The organism is Peristeroidobacter agariperforans (genome assembly GCF_004138335.1).
Lineage (GTDB): Bacteria > Pseudomonadota > Gammaproteobacteria > Steroidobacterales > Steroidobacteraceae > Steroidobacter > Steroidobacter agariperforans.
Window position 1 is genome coordinate 623,225 of the sequence record NZ_RYFW01000003.1, and the last position, 17,357, is coordinate 640,581.

At 60.1% G+C, this 17,357-nt stretch carries 16 protein-coding genes and 1 pseudogene; 12 read left to right on the plus strand and 5 right to left on the minus strand.

Annotated elements, in window-relative coordinates; all coding sequences use genetic code 11:
- The first annotated feature begins 217 nt into the window (after positions 1–217).
- From EK373_RS24800 to EK373_RS24810, 3 genes are all read left to right on the plus strand, one after another.
- The gene (locus EK373_RS24800; protein WP_129646985.1) at positions 218–2,893 is read left to right on the plus strand and encodes a TonB-dependent receptor; all 2,676 of its coding nucleotides are present in this window, start codon (positions 218–220) and stop codon (positions 2,891–2,893) included.
- A gap of 348 nt (positions 2,894–3,241) precedes the next feature.
- Positions 3,242–3,889 (plus strand): superoxide dismutase, encoded by a 648-nt coding sequence (locus EK373_RS24805; protein WP_232831209.1) that lies wholly within the window; start codon positions 3,242–3,244, stop codon positions 3,887–3,889.
- 264 nt (positions 3,890–4,153) lie between these two features.
- Positions 4,154–4,837: a tetratricopeptide repeat protein gene (locus tag EK373_RS24810; protein WP_129646989.1), complete on the plus strand. Its 684-nt coding sequence runs from the start codon at positions 4,154–4,156 to the stop codon at positions 4,835–4,837.
- Between the two features lie 29 nt (positions 4,838–4,866).
- Here EK373_RS24810 and EK373_RS24815 read toward each other — a convergent pair whose 3' ends face one another.
- Entirely contained in the window at positions 4,867–5,190 is a 324-nt protein-coding gene (locus tag EK373_RS24815; RefSeq protein WP_129646991.1) for a hypothetical protein, read from the minus strand.
- A 420-nt stretch (positions 5,191–5,610) separates the two neighbouring features.
- Positions 5,611–5,925 (minus strand): YnfA family protein, encoded by a 315-nt coding sequence (locus tag EK373_RS24820; RefSeq protein ID WP_129647362.1) that lies wholly within the window; start codon positions 5,923–5,925, stop codon positions 5,611–5,613.
- Positions 5,926–5,995: 70 nt separating this feature from the next.
- On the opposite strand from EK373_RS24820, the gene EK373_RS24825 reads away from it, so the two are divergent.
- The 7 genes from EK373_RS24825 (at position 5,996) to EK373_RS24855 (ending at position 12,942) form a co-directional block, all read left to right on the plus strand.
- The gene (locus EK373_RS24825; RefSeq protein WP_129646993.1) at positions 5,996–6,622 is read left to right on the plus strand and encodes a class I SAM-dependent methyltransferase; all 627 of its coding nucleotides are present in this window, start codon (positions 5,996–5,998) and stop codon (positions 6,620–6,622) included.
- 119 nt (positions 6,623–6,741) lie between these two features.
- Positions 6,742–7,059 carry an ArsR/SmtB family transcription factor gene (locus EK373_RS34420; RefSeq protein ID WP_129647363.1) on the plus strand — a complete coding sequence of 106 codons (318 nt, stop codon included), beginning with the start codon at positions 6,742–6,744 and terminating at the stop codon, positions 7,057–7,059.
- Positions 6,975–7,547, plus strand: a complete 573-nt coding sequence (locus tag EK373_RS24835; RefSeq protein WP_198683650.1) for an SRPBCC family protein — start codon at positions 6,975–6,977, stop codon at positions 7,545–7,547. Before EK373_RS34420 ends, EK373_RS24835 begins: the two co-directional genes overlap by 85 nt.
- A gap of 224 nt (positions 7,548–7,771) precedes the next feature.
- Positions 7,772–8,047, plus strand: a complete 276-nt coding sequence (locus EK373_RS24840) for a hypothetical protein (RefSeq protein ID WP_129646997.1) — start codon at positions 7,772–7,774, stop codon at positions 8,045–8,047.
- Positions 8,048–8,137: 90 nt separating this feature from the next.
- Complete coding sequence (locus EK373_RS24845) at positions 8,138–8,944, plus strand: ADYC domain-containing protein (RefSeq protein ID WP_129646999.1); 807 nt, start codon at positions 8,138–8,140, stop codon at positions 8,942–8,944.
- An 18-nt stretch (positions 8,945–8,962) separates the two neighbouring features.
- On the plus strand, positions 8,963–12,175 hold the full coding sequence (locus EK373_RS24850; protein WP_129647001.1) for a response regulator: 3,213 nt from the start codon (positions 8,963–8,965) through the stop codon (positions 12,173–12,175).
- Positions 12,172–12,942, plus strand: coding sequence for a response regulator transcription factor (locus EK373_RS24855; protein ID WP_129647003.1), 771 nt, complete (start codon positions 12,172–12,174; stop codon positions 12,940–12,942). Before EK373_RS24850 ends, EK373_RS24855 begins: the two co-directional genes overlap by 4 nt.
- Positions 12,943–12,966: 24 nt before the next feature.
- On the opposite strand, the gene EK373_RS34425 is transcribed toward EK373_RS24855, so the two are convergent.
- The 3 genes from EK373_RS34425 to EK373_RS24870 form a co-directional block, all read right to left on the minus strand.
- Complete coding sequence (locus EK373_RS34425; RefSeq protein ID WP_129647005.1) at positions 12,967–13,449, minus strand: group III truncated hemoglobin; 483 nt, start codon at positions 13,447–13,449, stop codon at positions 12,967–12,969.
- 305 nt (positions 13,450–13,754) lie between these two features.
- A complete protein-coding gene (locus tag EK373_RS24865) occupies positions 13,755–14,300 on the minus strand; it encodes a hypothetical protein (RefSeq protein WP_129647007.1) in 546 nt (181 codons plus the stop codon).
- Positions 14,301–14,325: 25 nt separating this feature from the next.
- Positions 14,326–14,688 carry an alpha/beta fold hydrolase gene (locus EK373_RS24870; protein ID WP_157994526.1) on the minus strand — a complete coding sequence of 121 codons (363 nt, stop codon included), beginning with the start codon at positions 14,686–14,688 and terminating at the stop codon, positions 14,326–14,328.
- Positions 14,689–15,409: 721 nt separating this feature from the next.
- Here EK373_RS24870 and EK373_RS24875 point away from each other — a divergent pair.
- Positions 15,410–16,468 carry a TonB-dependent receptor domain-containing protein gene (locus tag EK373_RS24875; protein WP_129647011.1) on the plus strand — a complete coding sequence of 353 codons (1,059 nt, stop codon included), beginning with the start codon at positions 15,410–15,412 and terminating at the stop codon, positions 16,466–16,468.
- Between the two features lie 79 nt (positions 16,469–16,547).
- Positions 16,548–16,874 (plus strand): annotated as a pseudogene (locus EK373_RS24880) (ATP-binding protein); the annotation flags it as partial.
- Positions 16,875–17,357: the final 483 nt, after the last annotated feature.

Below are 17,357 nucleotides of genomic sequence, written 5' to 3' on the forward strand. Positions count from 1 at the left end.
TTGCACGGCTCAACAGTACTGGTGCGTAAGTCAATAAAGGAGTAAATATGCATCGATCTCCTTTGCTTGCTTGCAGCCGAGTCCACAACTAGAAACGGAGTAAACAACGAGGAACAGCGTCGTGCCGGCGGCAACCCGCTCGCATGGCTAATGGTGCGGAGGTTATCTAAGCGCGCAGCGACGCGTGTCGCTCGCACGGGTCATTCAGGGGGACACTATGAGATCAAGAACTGCGATTGGCGCTTTGATCGGTGTTGCAGGCGGCGTATTCGCCGCGGGCACGCAGGCCCAGGAAAGCAAAGCGCTCGAAGAAATCATTGTCACCGCGCAGAAGCGCGCGGAGAGCATCCAGGACGTGCCGATCGCCGTGTCGGCGTTTTCGGCAGCGGCGCTCGAAGAGCAGCAGCTCGACGGCGCTTACGACCTGCAGAACGCGGTTCCCAATCTGGTCTTCTCGGGCGGCACCGGATCCACTCCCAACTTCAACATTCGCGGCGTCGGCTCGGCGAACGGCATCGGATCGACCGGCGATTCCGGCGTGCTTCCACATCACAACAACGTACCGCTCACGGTGAGTCGAGTTGGCGTCTCCGATTTCTATGACATCGAGCGCGTGGAGGTGCTGCGTGGTCCCCAAGGCACGCTGTACGGTCGCAATGCGACGGGCGGCGTGTTGAACGTCATTACGGCGAAGCCGAATCTGACTGACTTCAATGCGTCGACCACGCTCGAGTATGCCGACTACGACACGCGCAAGGCGAAGGCGCACGTCAACATCCCGTTGGGCGGAATGTTCGGGGTGAGGCTTGCCGGAAACTATCTACAACGCGACGGTTATACCGAGAATCTTGCGACCGGCAACGACATCGACTCGCGCGACTTATGGTCCTCGCGAGTGACGCTGGCCTTCGAGCCGACCGAAAGTTTTCGGGCATACGTGCTGTATGAACGCTTCGAGGAGGACGATTCGCGCAATGGAGGCGCGAAAACGCTGTGTATCAAAGATGCGGGGCCGAGCTCCGTGGGAGCGACGCCGGTCAACAGTGCAGTGGCTCGTAACTATCTGAGTCGCGGCTGCTCGCAAGGCTCGATCTATCAGCCCTCGGCTTTCGGCACGGTAAACAGCGTGGCGACGTTCGGCGGCATGTTTTCGAACGTGCTCGGAGTGACCACGGGCGATACGTTCGCGGGTCAGACGGCCGATCCAGATTTGCGACGCGCCTCGGCGTACCGGGATCCAAGTTACGAGGCGACGAATGATCTGCTCGAGCTGGAAACGCAATGGGATCTCACTGACGGCTTGACCCTGTCATTCCTTGCCTCATACACGAGCGATGAGGCGTTCGCGGCTGGGGGTAGTCAGCAGTCGAACATCGGATTCAACAACACGGCGGTGACGCCGGGTGGGGTGTTCGATGATCCTCAAGGCGGTCCCGGTACGGGCGTGCGCACACTCACATACTCGAGCAACGACGATATTCAGCGCACCGGCGAGTTGCGCCTGCAGTCCAGCTTCGATGGCGCAATCAACTTCAGCGCAGGCTTGTTCGCGCTGAACCTCGATCGACAGACGACCACATTTACATCGACGAATGCCACCAACGCCTTTCATCGAGCGTCCCGAAACGCGAGCTACTACGATCCGACGCCCGGCATTCCGGTCAGCGGCCTCGGGCACAATTATTTCTTCGTCTACACGCCATACGAGTTGGAATCGCAGGCTGCGTTCGGCGAGCTATATTGGAATCTGACAGACTCGCTGAAGCTGACGGTCGGCGCCCGCTACACCGAGGATGAAAAAAGCCGCGTGTACTATCCCGTCAACCTGCTTGCGGCAGCGGGCCAGGGCGGCGTGGTGGGGGCGCCGGGTTGGAATGAGAGCCGGGTGCTTCCGGAAAAGCTCGAGTCGAATGCGACGACGGGGCGCGTGACGCTGGATTGGAATGTCACTCACGACACGCTGTTGTATTTGACACTGGGGCGCGGCTACAAAGCTGGCGGCTTCAACACGCCGACGACGCTGGGCTCCGCGGCGCCTTACGATGAGGAGACGGTCGATGCGATCGAGCTCGGTGCCAAGAACACGCTGCTCGACGGTCGTGTAACGCTCAATCTCACCGCATTCATGTATGACTACCAGGATTATCAGTTCAGCAAGCTCGATGGCTTTGCCAGCCTCGTGGATAACCTCGACGCGGAAGTTCGCGGTTTGGAGTTCGAGGCGGTCTGGTCGCCGATCGATGCCTTGCGCTTGAATGCGCAGATTGGTTATCTCGACACAGAGATTACCGCGGGCACGTCCGTCGACCCGTTCGATCGCACGCAGGGCGATCCGTCGTTGCACTATGCAAAGTCGCTCGAAGGCGGCTGCGTCGTCAACCAGGCTGCACTGGAACGAGTCATTGCTGCGATCAATGCAGGGGCGTTGCCGGCTGCGGCGTTAGCGCCGCTGCCTGGCGCCGGATTGTGCGGATCGGCGGCGTTGAATGCCGCTTTCGGCCTCAGGCCTAACGCCGGCATTCCCGTCAATCTCAAGGGCAATCAGCTGCCGGGCGCGCCGGAGTGGACCGCGTCGGTCGGCGCTCAGTACACGCTGGCATTGGGTGGAGATTGGGATGCGATGCTGCGCGCGGATTACTACCATCAGGCCGAGTCTTATGCGTCTCACTTCAACACTGCCGACTACGAGCTGAGGAGCTGGGATAACTACAACGCGAGCCTCATGTTCCGTAACCAGGCCTGGGATCTCGACGTGCAGATTTATGGCAAGAACCTCGCCGATGACGACGTCATCGTAGGCCTGTCGGTTCAGTCCGAGCAGCTCGGCCTGACGCGCGGGGTACAACTGCTGGAACCTCGCTTGTTTGGCGTGGCATTGACCAAGCGTTGGTAGTGGCGCCGGTTGGTTCGTGTGCCCTGCAGACCGTGGCACTCACAGCGCCCGCGGCACGGCTCCGACCCCACTTGGAGTGTCGGCCGCTGGCGCTGGTTTTTATGTCGCGTTCGTATTCCCGCTCCTAGCGCATGAGCCGTTCGGCCGGTTGCTGCACGAGTCCAGCATTGGGGAGGTCCTGGACGGATTCGTCGCGGGAACTACAGTCGCGCTATTGATTACGAGCGTTGAGGATGTGCTGCGGTGTTCGTTGTCCCGCTCGCGTTGCTCAGATCCTTGTACGGGAGCCAATGTATGACTGACCTCACTCGCCGGAAAGTTCTGCAAACAGCCGCTCTCGGAGTCACCATGCTTGCCGCTACCGATGTCGGCGCTCAAGAGAGCACCGCGGGTGCTACCGGCCCCGCGCTGTCGCGCACGGTCGAACCGAAGCCTTTGCCGTTCAATCCCAAGAGTCTCAACGGTCTCTCGGAGAAACTGCTCGTCTCTCACTGGGAGAACAACTACGCAGGCGCCGTCAAGGCACTGAATGCCGTTCGGGAAAAGTTGCGAGGCCAGTTGGCGTCCCAAGACCCGCCGTACCTCTATAACGATGTAAAGCGCGAACATCTCATCCGTACGGGCTCAGTCGTGCTGCACGAACTGTATTTCGGCAACCTTGGTGGTGATGGCAAAGCGCCCGCGCAGCTCAGGTCGGCAATAGCCAGATCGTTCGGTATGTTCGACGTCTGGGAAAGTGAGTTCCGTAAGATCGGACAAGGGCTCGGTGGCGGCTCGGGTTGGGTTGTCCTGGGCTATAACGAACATTTGCAACTGCTCGAAAACTATTGGATGGCCGATCATGCGCACAATCCACCCCATACACGGCCGGTGCTGGTGATGGACATGTATGAGCATGCTTATCACATGGACTTCGGCGCGGCGGCAGCCAAGTACATCGACTCGTTCTTTGCTAACCTGAACTGGGACGAGGTGGCGAAGCGCGTTATAGTGTGAGCGTCGATGTCAAGGCTGCACAACGTGGCAGTGATTCAGGATCTATCCCCAGTGTCCGTGGGTACGAGGCGCGCAAGGATGTGTCGACTGGCATTAGCGATCCTGTCGACAATTGCGGCGGCGTGCGCCATGTCGGCAGTGGATCTGGCGGCTCTCTGGGACTTCAGTGACCCCGGCGTTAGCGAACAGCGCTTTCGTGAAGCTTTGAAATCCGCCGTCGGTGACGATCGGCTCATCATTCAGACACAGATCGCTCGAACTCACATGCTGCGCAAGGATTTCGCAGCGGCAAGGGATATGCTCCGGGCCATTTCGCCTGACGTCGCAGAGGCCGGCGCCGAAGCGAAAGCGAGATACTGGCTCGAGCTGGGGCGCAGCTATGCATCACATCGCCATGATCCAACAACCCAGACGCCGGAATCCGCGCGCCTCGCCCGGAATGCGTTTTCTACAGCGTTAAAGATATCGAAGGAGGCGAAACTGGATGGACTGGCTGTCGATGCGCTACACATGTTCGTGTTCGTCGATACTGCGCCCGAGGATCAGTTGAAGTGGAATCAAGAGGCGCTGGCGGTCATAGCGGCGTCCGAGCAACCGGAAGCCAAGCGGTGGGAGGCTTCGATCAGCAGCAACACCGGAGAAGCGCTGTATGACCTCCGTAAGTACGATGAGGCGCTGAAGTACTTCCGCAGGGCGCTGTTCCTGCGCGAGCAGAGCGAGGATTCGCAGGGTGCCCGGGATGCCAATTGGCACATCGCACGCGTGCTTCGTGTCCAAAATCACATCGACGACGCCTTGGCAATTCAATTGCGATTGGAGCGAGAAAGTGAAGCTGCGCAGCAGCCGAGAGCCTACATCTACGAGGAATTACAGCTGCTATATCAGGTGAAAGGGGAGGCGAACCGCGCGCGACAGTATGAACAGCGGGCGAAGGCGCTTCAGCGTTGATCCGACGCCTGTGCAGCTACCTCGAGCGCTCAGAAATCCGCAAACTTGGCTTCGACAATCGCCGCTTCGGCAGCGCATCCGATCTCTTTTACGGTTTGCGGGCTGACGAAAAATTCCTCGCTGAGGTCTTTGCCGCCGGCGGCGCGCCAACGCACGGTGGTGGCGATGGTTTTATAAGTATGATCATTCACCAGCCACACCCGGGTATTACGTTCATCACATGCGCCGCCGTCGAATCTGATTGTGACGAAGCTGCTCGCTTCAGCGTTCTCAGTCGCCCAAGTCGCGCCCGCTCCGCTTATCGCCACGATCCCAAGACAGCACGCGGCGGCGATTTCCCAGATCTTTGCCATGGTCGCTTCGCGGGCGGATTAGTGATCGGCCACGGGCCTGCCGCGGCGAGATGTTTTGTTCGCGGCCTTGACCACTGCGTCGTCGTAACTGCCCGCAGAGGTCGCATGAGCGCTAGCGAGCGAGAGCATCGCACCCGCGACGCTGATCAAGACCTTCATAAGAGACGTTCCCTGTCGTACTCAGGAGCCAGTTAACCATTGGCGGCGCATCCTGCGAGCGACAATTTACCGACGGCTTTACAAAATGACTATAGTTTTGTGGAAAGGGGAAAAAAACGGCTGAGCCGCTTGTTTAGGCTTGGGATGCCCATCTGCCAGTCGAAACTGGTGGCCATCTGCACAGCGGTCGCATAGCGCGCCGTTTTCCAGTCTGTGCCCGTGAACTTATGGCGCTGCGTCGAGCTGGAGTGCCCGATGATGTCATGCGGCGAACTGCGACAGCAGCGTTGAGAGATCGATCGATCGCGAACAATTATCCGTTGCCGCAAGCGGCACGCCATCTACTTTCCAAAGCCAGATCAGCGCGGTGGCGACATAGCCGCCACCGTACGCCGCATACACTCGCCCGGATGCAGCCGGGTGCAGGGAAAGCAGCCACACGAAAAGCGCTAGGCTCAAACCAGCCGGCATCAGCAGCCAGGCCGAAGCATTTTTCTTGAGCCAGAGGTAAGGTAGATAGCATCCAATGATCTCGGCGAGCGCCGTAACCACGAGCAGCCCGAGCGTCTTGAGCAGTAGCAAGGCAGCACCTACTGATGTGAGTCGGGAGTCAGGCTACTGCATTCGAGGCTTTCATGGAGTCATGATGTCCAAGATCAGCGACCGTCAGAGCCACTGGGAGCGTGCCTATCATCAAAAGGCAGCCCAGGCAGTGAGCTGGTATCGGCCACACCTGGATGTTTCGCTTCAGCTGATGGGACGAGCGGGATTGGACTCCCGCTCTCGAGTGATTGATGTGGGCGCAGGCGCATCGACACTGATCGATGATCTGCTGGCGCTCGGCGTGCGGAGCATCATCGCGCTCGACTTGTCGGCGCAATCACTGGCCGCGACCCGGGAGCGGCTTGCAGCGCGAGGGGACTGCGTGCAATGGATGGTCGCCGATGCCACGAGTGCGATGCTTCCGGTATCGAGCATTGATATCTGGCACGATCGAGCCACCCTGCATTTTCTCACTGATCCGAATGATGTCCGCCGCTACGTGGACGTGGCGACGAATGCAGTCGCGCCGGGAGGATATGCAATCGTCGGCAGCTTTGCTGCCGATGGTCCGACTCAATGCAGCGGATTCCCAGTGACGCGTCGCGACCCAGAGGAGATCGCCGCGCTCTTTGCCAGTCATTTTGTACTGACGGAGAGTCGGCGCGAAATCCATCGAACTCCCTCCGGAAACGAGCAGTCGTTCGCGTACGCGTTGTTACAGAGAACCTAAGGGGAGGTTGGTACGGGTGTCCATTGCTGGGGCGGCTGTTGACAGTCGCAATGGTAAGTGCATACTTACCGTTAGTAACGGCTTACTAAAGCGTGGCTATGAGTGCTTCGTCCAACAAAATGTCCGTGCTCGGCGATGCGACACGGCGACGTATTCTGGAACTATTGGCAGCAGCGCCCGGGTCGGTAGCTGAAATCACTGACCAAGTCCCGGTCTCTCGCCCGGCAGTCTCACAGCATCTGAGGGTCCTCAGTGAGGCAGGCTTGGTTATTCACCGAGTCGACGGCACGCGCCATCTGTATCAAGCCGACCCCGAAGGGCTCGCTGAGCTCCGCAAGTATCTCGACTCCCTGTGGGAAACCGCGCTGGGGCAATTCCAGGCCGATACGCAGAGAGCCGCCGCTTCACGCCGAACCGTCAGGAGGAAATCGAAATGAATTCTGTACTAAACATCGGCGCAGACTCTTCGCTGCTCGTTCGTAAATCTATTCGTGTCGCTGTATCGCGCGAGGATGCATTCGACATTTTCGTTCGTCGCTTCGGGCAATGGTGGCCACTGACATCGCATCATATCGGCGCAACCGCCGCAGAGACCGCGATCATCGAGCCCAGGGTGGGCGGCCGCTGGTTCGAGCGCGCTACTGACGGTACTGAGTGTGACTGGGGCAAAGTAAAAGTGTGGGAGCCGCCAGGTCGCTTTATCTTGTCCTGGAGCATCACAGCAGATTGGAAGTACAGCGAACAGCTGGATACGGAGGTCGAGGTTCGGTTCATTCCGGAAAACGAGGAATATACGCGAGTGGAATTGGAGCATCGCAAGCTCGAGGCTTACGGCGAGCGCGCGGATATGATGCGTGGGATCTTCGATTCGGACAACGGTTGGAATGGATTGTTAAAGGCGTATGCGCGAATGATAACTGGATGACGAAGGCCATAGCGTACGCTGCTGTCCTGGATGGAACTGCTACATGAAGTACGGCGGCTTCGTGAGCCCCACCTGGGTTGGGTGATTCGTTGGAGAGCGAGCGCCCGGCTTTCCCGCCAGCTTGACATCATGTTTCAAGCGGCGGAAGTCGGGATGAAACAGGCTATGTCTAGGCTTTGGGCCAGCGAAGAGATCCGCTCTTCGATCAATGAAGGAACAAAGAAATGACAAGCCTCAAGAGTATCTGTGCAATGACCGCCGCCGCCGCCGCGCTGGCTTTCGGCGCCGTCGTGCACGCTGGCCCCGTGTTGCAGGGCCCCGTGCTCAACGGTCCAGTGTTGCAGGGGCCCGTACTCAACGGTCCCGTGTTGCAGGGGCCAGTGCTCAACACCTCGCTGCCGCAGGCTCTGAAGCTGCAGCCTGTGTCGATTCCGCGTATCGCAACCGGCCGGCCCGTCGCGGTCGCTCTGCCGAGCGGTGAGACGATCGCCGTTCGCTAAGAGTCCTCGCAGCACATGCGCCCGACGGGTTGTGAAACCCGTCGGGCGTACTGCCGTCAATGGATCATCGTTACATAACGAGCCCGCCCCATGAAGTTCAAGAACTGCGCGCTTGCCGCCATCGCAGCGTTGTCACTGCTGATGCTTCCTGCCCACGCCGAATCCACCCAATCTCAACCCGCTCCGACACTGACAGTCGAAGGCAGCGCCTTTGTGCTCAAGCTGGCCGACGGCCGTGAGTTGCGCGGCGCTGAACTTGCGGGCGCCACTGTCTATCTTGAGATGGGTATGAATGAGGCAACCGCGCTGAAGCTCGCGGCTATCGTCGCTGACGCCAAGTACCCCGACATTCTCCACCACGATTTCCAGGTGATGGATGGGCGAGGGGGCTGGAAGCCCGCCTGCGAACCCGATGCCAACGGTGGACGCTGGGGGTTCCCGGTGGTGCTTCCCGAGGGCCACCCTGGTCGCGAGTATTCGATAACGATTACCTGTTCCTCGGGCGCGGTCGGAAAGTGTGCGACCTTCGGGTATCGTCCCTGGGCGCGGGCAGCGCGAGGTGAGAACCCCGTGGAGTTGCACGCAGCCTGCGTCCGTATGGTGCGCGCCGACTATTGCGGTGACGGCCAGCCCTACACCAAGGTGGGCACCACTATCGACACCTACGACGATTACGGCATACAGACGCGCGGTTTGGCGAATGATGCGAGCTATATGTTCGAGGCCGGTTGGACAGAGCGGGGAGCAGTCTGCGTGCATCACACGCGCTGGGCCGAGTTGCTGTCGCGAGAGCAGTTGTTGGCGCAATGCCCGTCGCTGGCGACAATTCCGGTTTGCGATGAAGCCAGTGCACGTGCGCTGGGTGCGCGCATGTTCAACACGTCACGACGGCTCTAGTTCGAGTCAGCCAAATCTATGAATGCCGAACGCGATGTACGCGGCCCTGTCTCCGACTTCGATCAGCGGCTGCGAAACCTCACATCCACTCTGCCCGGCGCGGTTTACCAGATTCTCATCGGTCGCGACGGCAATCCGAGGCTGCCCTACGTCAGCGAAGGCATCGATCGCCTCGTAGGCGTGTCGCGCGCCGAAGCGGAGGCCGACATCGGACGACTGGTCACACTCGTACTTGCCGATGATCTGCCGGTGATTGAAAGCGGTATCGCAGCGCTTGCCAGCGGTCCGCGGGTACTGCACTCGGATTACCGGATTCGGCACGCCAAGACAGGAGAAACACGCTGGTTGCGCTCCTGCGCGACGTCGTTGCCGCGCGTGGACGGGGAGGTGCTCTGCCATGGCTTCTGGCAGGACATCACCGATCTCAAGAATCTCGAAGCGGAAGCCCGTGCCGTGCGCACGCAAATGGACAAGACCGAGAAACGGCTCCACGACATCATCGCCAATATCCCCGGCGCCGTGTACCAGTTTCGCGTGCTGCCGGACGGCCGCTATGAGACTACTTACATGAGCCCTGGCGCGCTGGTACTTGCGGGAATCGCGCACACAGACGATTGCGAACAGCTGGCCAAGACGGTGTTGTCGGTGGTGGTGGCTGACGATATGGCACCGACGCACGAGGAAACGCTGCGTGCCGCACGCGAACTCGCTCCCTTGCGTGCGGAGTTTCGCATCCGCCACGCAACGACCGGCGAGTTACGGTGGATTCGCACCATGGGCACGCCGCAACGGCAGGACGATGGCAGCACGATCTTCAACGGCTTCTGGCAGGACGTGACAGAACGTCGCGAGTTGGATGGTGCGCTCGCCGTCGCACGCGACAGTGCCGAGGCGGCACAGCAACGCCTGCGCACGATATTCGATCACACGCGCATCGGCCTGGTGATGATCGACGAGGATCATGTTTTCTCGGGTCCCAACCCTTCGCTGCGAGAGTTGCTGGGAGTCGAAGACGAGCAGGAGTTCGCACGTGAGTTTCCATCCTTCTCTCCACCCTTCCAGCCTGACGGACGTCCGTCGATGGAGAGAGCCAAGGAAATGATCTCGCTTGCGTTCGAACGCGGCTACAACCGCTTCGACTGGATGCACCAGACGCGCGACGGTCAGCCTCGGCCCTGCGAAGTGGCGTTGACGCGCGTGCAGCTCGGCGGCAAACCGCAGCTCTTCGGAACGATGACCGACCTGCGCGAGCGCGTCCGCCACGAGCACGAGCTGCGCAAGGCGACCGACGAGGCGCACGCCGCATCGAAGGCCAAGAGCGAGTTCCTCGCCAACATGAGCCACGAGATCCGCACGCCGCTGAACGCGATCGTCGGGCTGTCCCACTTGGGCCTGACCACGAAGGACCCGGAGCGCTGGCACGACTACCTCGGCAAGATCGACGGCGCGGCTCGTACGCTCCTGCAGATCGTCAACGACATTCTCGATTTCTCGAAGATCGAAGCCGGCAAGCTGCTGCTCGAGGCCATGCCGTTCGATCTCTACGCCGTGCTCGACAATCTCAGCGATCTGATGAACCTGCCGGCGGCCAACAAGGGGCTGGAGCTGCTGTTCGCGGTCGAGCCTGGATTGCCCTCGCAACTCATCGGCGATCCGCTGCGGCTCGGCCAGGTGCTGCTCAACCTCGCCGGCAACGCGATCAAATTCACGGAAGCCGGCCAGATCGTGGTGCGCGTGAAGACGGCTAAGAAGGGCCGCGATTTCGTCCGTCTACGCTTCGAGGTGGCGGATACCGGCATCGGCCTGACGCCGGAGCAGGTCGCGAACCTGTTCGAATCGTTTTCGCAGGCCGATACCTCGACTACGCGTCGCTACGGCGGCACCGGCCTCGGGCTTGCGATCTCACAGCGGCTCGTCGATCTCATGGATGGGGAAATCGCGGTGGAAAGCGAGCCCGGCCGTGGCAGCACGTTCTCGTTCTCCGCTCGCTTCGGTCTCGCACCCGCAGTCGTCAGGCACGCCGCCCAACTGAAATCGCTACGAGGCATGCGCGTGCTCGTGGTGGACGACAATCCCACCGCGGTGTCGATCTTGCAGAACCACCTTGAGTCCTTCGGCTTCGAGGTTGCATCCGCCAATAATGGGATCGAGGCGATCCGCGCGGCTGCCACCGGCGCATTTCAACTGGTGCTGATGGATTGGCAGATGCCTGGCATGAACGGCATCGAGGCCGCGCGCCGCATTCGTGAGCTGATGCAGCCGGATCCGGCGATCATCATCATGGTCACGGCCTTCGGTCGTGAGGAAGTCGAGAGACAGGCATTGACCGCGGGCTTCGAAGGTTTTCTCATCAAACCGGTGAACCCATCGGTGTTGATCGACACGATCTTGAGCGCATTTGACGCGGCAGCGGCGATGCCTGCAGGGGAATCGCACGCTGCGGCAAAGCCAGCGCTGTTCGTGAATGGGCGCGTGCTCCTGGTGGAGGACAACGAGATCAATCAGGAAGTGGCGCGTGAGCTCCTGCTGCGCGCTGGCCTGACAGTCGACGTTGCAGTCAACGGACGCGAAGCTGTGACCCGCGTGACCGAGGTTGATTACGATGCCGTGCTGATGGATGTGCAGATGCCGCTGATGGATGGCGTCGAGGCCACGCGCCGGATTCGCGCACTCGAATCGTCGCACGCGACGGTTCCCATCATCGCCATGACCGCCAGCGTCATGGCCGAAGATCGCCAGCGGTATCTGGATGCCGGCATGAACGATCATCTCGGCAAGCCGGTCGACGTGCAGTTGTTGAACGCAACGCTGCTCAAGTGGATTGCGCGTGTCGGGATGCGCTCAGCCATCGCGCGGGATCGCGCGTCGGCGTCGTTTGCAGAACCAGTCGCTTATGATTTCGAGAACGCTATCCGTCGCATGGGCGATAATCGCGGCCTGTGGGAGAATGCCGCGCGCCGATATCTGAGTTCATCCGCCGCATCCGCGCGAATTGTCAGCTATTGCAGAGCCGGTGAGCGTGAGGCCGCATATCGCGAAGCCCACACGCTCAAGGGAATCGCCGCCACGCTCGGCTTGCTAGCGCTTCAACGTGCGGTCACGGATGTAGAAGCGCGGCTCGGCGAGTTGGCGGGCAATGTGGATGGCGAGCTGACTGTACTCGCCGAGATGGACGAGGCAGCACGGCGAAAGCTCGTGCAGCTTCTGGAAGTCGAGAGGAATGCTTCGTGAAATCCTGTATCGCCATCGTGGACGACGATCCACTGACGCGCGAGGTGGTCGTGGAGTACCTGTCCAAACAGGGTTACGACGTCCTGAGCCTGGAGAGCGGGCCGGCCCTGCGTGAAGCTTTCTGCGTCCGTCCGCCGGATTGTGTGATTCTCGATCTCGTCATGCCCGACGAGGATGGCCTGACTGTATTGCGCTGGCTGCGCTCGCAATCGGATGTGCCCGTGATCATGCTCACCGTCAATGACGCAACTGCTGACCGTGTGGTCGGGCTCGAGTTGGGCGCCGATGATTACGTCGCGAAACCTGCCGACCTTCGCGAACTGTTGGCGCGCGTGCGAAGCGTACTGCGGCGGCGGATGGGCGTGCCCCGGCCGACGCCCGTGGCCGTCGCCACGGCCAATACTGCAGCTCCCGGTCTGCGGGAAAGCTGGTTTGGACGCTGGCGCCTGGATCGTGCGCGACGGCGCTTGGTCGATAGCGAAGGAGAAGTGCTCGCGCTGACCGGCACGGAGTTCGGGTTGCTATGCGCGTTCGCCGATCGTCCCGGCGTGGTGCTGTCACGCGAGCAACTGTTGACCTTGTCCGGCACCGACCCGGGAGAGATATTCGACCGCGCAATCGACCTGCGCATAACTCGCCTACGCCGCAAGATCGAGCCGTCGCCTGCTAATCCCACCGTGATACGAACAGTGCGTGGCCACGGCGGAGGTTACGAATATGTTCCATCGGCTGGCCCGATTGGCACGTGCGTTGTTGTGAAGGCGTGAGGTCGCTGCACCAACGAGTCCGCCTTAGTCGTTTCCAGTTCCCTCGAGGTGCGGGCGGATGAATCTTTCGCCTCTGCCAAGTAGCACGCCCTGACTGGTGGCAATGCCGAGTTCGAGGCTCGTTGCGATACGTCGCGCGCGGTCCACGAAGTATCCTGCGATGTGATCACTGAACAGATCACGCGCAGTTTGTTCGAAGAGATCGAGCCATCGATCGAAGTGTCTGGCGTCGACTGGCAGTGGCAGATGCATGCGCATCGGTTGACCGTGGTAGGCGCCGCTCGACAGCACGACAGACGACCAAAATGCGCACATGCGTTGCAGGTGCGGTTCCCAGTCCTCAATGCGCGAATTGAAGATGGGCCCGAGCAGGTCATCAGCGCGGATGCGAGCATAGAACCCGCGAACGAGCTGTTCGATCATTGCTTCATCGATGCCGGTTTGTTCGCGCATCTGCTGAACTATGGCGGCACGACGTTCTTCATCTGTGAGGGTAGTGTTGGACATCTGCCTCGAGGTGTCGGTAACGAGTAAAGCGCTCGGCGCCTGGAAGGTCGTTCGCCGAAGACGACCGGAGCATAGACTCCGGATGTGGGGCGCGCGCTGATCCAGATCAAGGTGTCAGGTGGGGGCTGGGCAATGGGGTTGGAGCAGCCAGAAATACGATGACTAATCGAATCGAAACAAGCAGAACGTGAGAAGTATGAAGATACCCGAGAGCATGGCAGCGGAGCTTGGGGCCGGAACCATGGCGCGGGAATCGTCTTGGAATCGTGGATCGGTTGCGAGGGGCAATTCTCCCTAGCAGTCGGCTATGCGAGCACTTCCTTTTGATTCGACAGAAAAACATAGTGATCGGCTCGTTCGATGCGCACCACCCGAGCTTGGGGAAGGTCGCGTTGAAACAGTGCCACTTGTCTCTTGGCTCGCTCATCTTGGAACCACGTGTAGGCTTCAGCATTCGAGCGCGCTTCCTGATCGCCTTGAGCGACGGTCCCCGGGGCGTTCATGGCAGCGAAGATACCGAGCGCCGGCACGCGAACATCGGTGTATTTGCGCTTGGCCGCTTCCATCTGGGGGCCAACGAAAGGCGGGCGACGAAATTTCATGAGAGGGCGGCCGTCCGCATCGGTGGCCCGCATCATTCGGAACTCCGCCTCGGGCAATACAACTTTTGCTCCCCGTGCATACCACGCCTGGAGCGCACGAAAGCTGTCAAGGTCGGCCGGCGTCGGATCCGGTCGCGGTGGACGACCGTCTTCGATTCTGATCAGCCTTTCAAGAATAGCCTGAAGCTGAGGCAGATTTTCCTGAAGCATATGCCTAGCGAGCGGGCGCGAGTACCAGGGCTCAGCCATGAGTTCATCGAGCCTCTGCTCGAAGTCACGCAGTTGCCGTTTCCATTCGACGATTTTGTAGATCCCTTCTGCTTTCGTAGTCCGGGTCTAGCGAATGGAACGCATCGAGGTAGATCACTGCCGCAATCTGCTCTGGGTAGCGGGAAGCGACATTGCTCAGTTCGAATCCAGCGTAGGAATGTCCCATCAAAATGGGCTTGGTCAGCTTGAGCGCCTTGATGACGGCGACCACGTCGTCCCCCAAGCTATCGGCGGAGTAACTATCTTCTGGAATGCTGGAAGGCGGAGAACCTCTGCGTGTCATCGCGTACAGTCGATAATGCTCGCGAAGCTTCAGCGCGAAATCATCGAACACATGGCCGGTGTTGCCACCGCCAGCGAGTAACACGATGGGCGGCCCCTTCCCGCCCCAATCGAGTGTTTCCAGCTGAACGTTCTCTGCGACTGTACTGAACCTCACCTTGTGTGGCGACGGATCGCGCCATGGCGCGGCCTCGGAAGCGCGAGCCCAAGGTAGAAGCAATACCGAGAGCAGCAGAGCAATGCGGGGAAAGCTGCGCGTAAGGCCCATTTGGCACCTATTCCTGCTGGACGTGCCTGCCACATCCGTCGTGCGTAGCGATCTTATCGCGAGACCTCGAATTCCTCCTATGCGAGTTGCCGATCAATTCAACATCGGGATAACGGATTCGAGCAACGCTTCGGATTCAGACTAACGCCGTCAGCGTCTGGCTGCTCGCGGAACACAGCCTCGCCGAGTTTCCAGAGAAGCGTCGAAAAAACAGATCGAAGGCGCAGTAGTCGACTCACCCTCGTTTCCGAGGGTGATCGTCTGGGCGTGACGCCGTCCGAAACATCGACACTGTACGACGGTATGCCCGGAGACGCCATGCGACGAACGGCGACAGCGCGCGACACTATGCAACAGTGAAGCTCGGCGTTGGCTCCTCCGCCGTCGGCTTTCCCTGGCCGGCTCCGACCGGCATCGTTGATTACACGTTGCGCGGGATCGCGAACGAGCCCTCGTTGACTTCGATTCTCTATGCCGGTCCGTTCGACGGGGTAGGGCTGGTTCGATCCCACTGGGTAAAGGCGGCATCGCCGCGGGAGTGGCATATCGCGACGATGAGCCCATTCCCGACCAGACCCGGCAGATCGCGGCGGCCGGGTTGCTGCCGCAATGGCGTCCGACGCAGAACCTGGAGTTGCAGGCATTCTGGGGCAAGCGCACCGTCAAGCATAAGAGGATTGTTCCGACGATCTACGGATCGGCCGAACACCTGCCGCCACGTATCGACGCACGGAACTTCGGCCAGGAATGGGCCGAAGCAGACAGCTTCGCGGAACATTTCGGCGCGCTGGCGAACGCAGTCCTTGCTGATCAATGGATCGTGCGCGCCGGCGTGTTTCACTCCAGGTCAGTGGTGAACAAAAACTTCGCCGACCTGTACCTCGATACGCAGGTAGACGGCCTTGCGAATCACGTTTTCGTGGCGCAGCCTGACTACTTCACGGCCTCGACTTCCGGGGAAGTCCGTGTCTCGCGCGCGTTCGAAGGTCAGGGAATAAAGCATCGTTTGCATCTCGGTGTGCGCACGCGGAATGTTCGGGCGCGCTATGGCGGATCGGATGTTGTTGACCTTGGCGAGGCGTTCATTGGGCGGGTCGAGCCCGTACAGCGGCCGGAATTCTCGTTTGGTCCGCAGTCCGCAGACCGAGTCACGCAATGGACTGGCGGTGTCTCGTATGACCTGAACATTCCCGGGCGTTTTGAGTCATCGCTGGGCATCCAGAAGACATCGTACGAGAGGCGCATTGCGCATCCGACGCAGGGCATCGCGCGCAGCGACGAAGAACCATGGCTGTACAACGCTTCGTTTAGCTGGTCTGCGTTGCGCAAGGTGGTGCTCTTCGGGGCCGTGACTCGTGGCCTCGAGAACTCAGGCGTCGCTCCGGCGAGCGCGATCAATCGCGGTGAAATCCTCGACGCCGCGCGGACCGAGCAGCAGGAGGCGGGAATTCGATACGAGCTGAAGGAGCGCTTCAATCTCGTCGGTGCCGTGTTCGACGTGCGAAAACCCTATTTAATTTCGATCAGGCCGGCGCATATGTGCAAGTCGGCGATGAGCGTCATCGGGGCGTCGAGCTGTCCGCTGCCGGCGAGGTGATAAGGGGTCTCAACGTGGTGAGCGGCGCTGTTTTCATGTCGCCGCGCGTAACGGACCAGACTGCAACCGCGCTGAACTACAACAGGTGATCTTGAATCTGATCCGCAATGCTGCCGACGCCATGAGCAGTGTCGACCATCCACGTCTGATTACGCTGCGCACCTCGAACGATGGTTCCGGCAACGTGCAGCTGAGCGTTCACGATCGTGGTGTCGGATTCCCACCGGGATCATCCGTCGAGCAGATGTTCCAGCCTTTCTACACCACCAAGGACAGTGGCATGGGCATCGGCCTTTCCGTGAGCCGCTCCATCGTCGAAAGCCACGCCGGGCGACTTTGGGCGGAGTCAGCGCCCGAAGGCCCCGGGGCCACATTCGCATTCACCATCCCCATCATCCGGCCGTAAAAGGCATCAATGCCGCCAACGAGAGCGGCATGAGAGTTGACGGCAATCGCGGAGAGCGATTGGCAACGTGACGGTGTACTCAACAGGCATCTCCCACCGCAGGCAGTGAGACTCGATTTGTTCTCTATTTGCGATTGTTAGCAGGTTCAAACGATATAAATTGCAGAGTTTGTTAGTGAAACCTGTCGGGTAATCGATATGCACGCAATCTGCGACCCCATGGCGGGTACGGTTCAATTAGCCCGACCGCGGAGCATCATAACTCATTGACTGGCAAGAACGCGCTTTGCGACAAGGCTGCGGTACTGTCAGGCCTCGTGTTCTCGGGCAGCGTGATCTCAGAGTCATTTTCGCCGACACCGGCCCCGGGACGGGAAAACGATCCAGCACGAGCACTCCTCAAAATGACGACGGTTGCGTACTCAATAGAAAGGCGTGCGACATAGAGCTGGCCGTCCTGTTACACGAATTGACCGTGCTTTC

Coding starts and splice junctions, on each gene's coding strand:
- EK373_RS24800 (WP_129646985.1), top strand. CDS start 218: ATGAGATCAAGAACTGCGATTGGCGCTTTGATCGGTGTTGCAGGCGGC.
- EK373_RS24805 (WP_232831209.1), top strand. CDS start 3,242: ATGCTTGCCGCTACCGATGTCGGCGCTCAAGAGAGCACCGCGGGTGCT.
- EK373_RS24810 (WP_129646989.1), top strand. CDS start 4,154: ATGCTGCGCAAGGATTTCGCAGCGGCAAGGGATATGCTCCGGGCCATT.
- EK373_RS24815 (WP_129646991.1), bottom strand. CDS start 5,190: ATGGCAAAGATCTGGGAAATCGCCGCCGCGTGCTGTCTTGGGATCGTG.
- EK373_RS24825 (WP_129646993.1), top strand. CDS start 5,996: ATGTCCAAGATCAGCGACCGTCAGAGCCACTGGGAGCGTGCCTATCAT.
- EK373_RS34420 (WP_129647363.1), top strand. CDS start 6,742: ATGTCCGTGCTCGGCGATGCGACACGGCGACGTATTCTGGAACTATTG.
- EK373_RS24840 (WP_129646997.1), top strand. CDS start 7,772: ATGACAAGCCTCAAGAGTATCTGTGCAATGACCGCCGCCGCCGCCGCG.
- EK373_RS24845 (WP_129646999.1), top strand. CDS start 8,138: ATGAAGTTCAAGAACTGCGCGCTTGCCGCCATCGCAGCGTTGTCACTG.
- EK373_RS24850 (WP_129647001.1), top strand. CDS start 8,963: ATGAATGCCGAACGCGATGTACGCGGCCCTGTCTCCGACTTCGATCAG.
- EK373_RS34425 (WP_129647005.1), bottom strand. CDS start 13,449: ATGTCCAACACTACCCTCACAGATGAAGAACGTCGTGCCGCCATAGTT.
- EK373_RS24865 (WP_129647007.1), bottom strand. CDS start 14,300: ATGGCTGAGCCCTGGTACTCGCGCCCGCTCGCTAGGCATATGCTTCAG.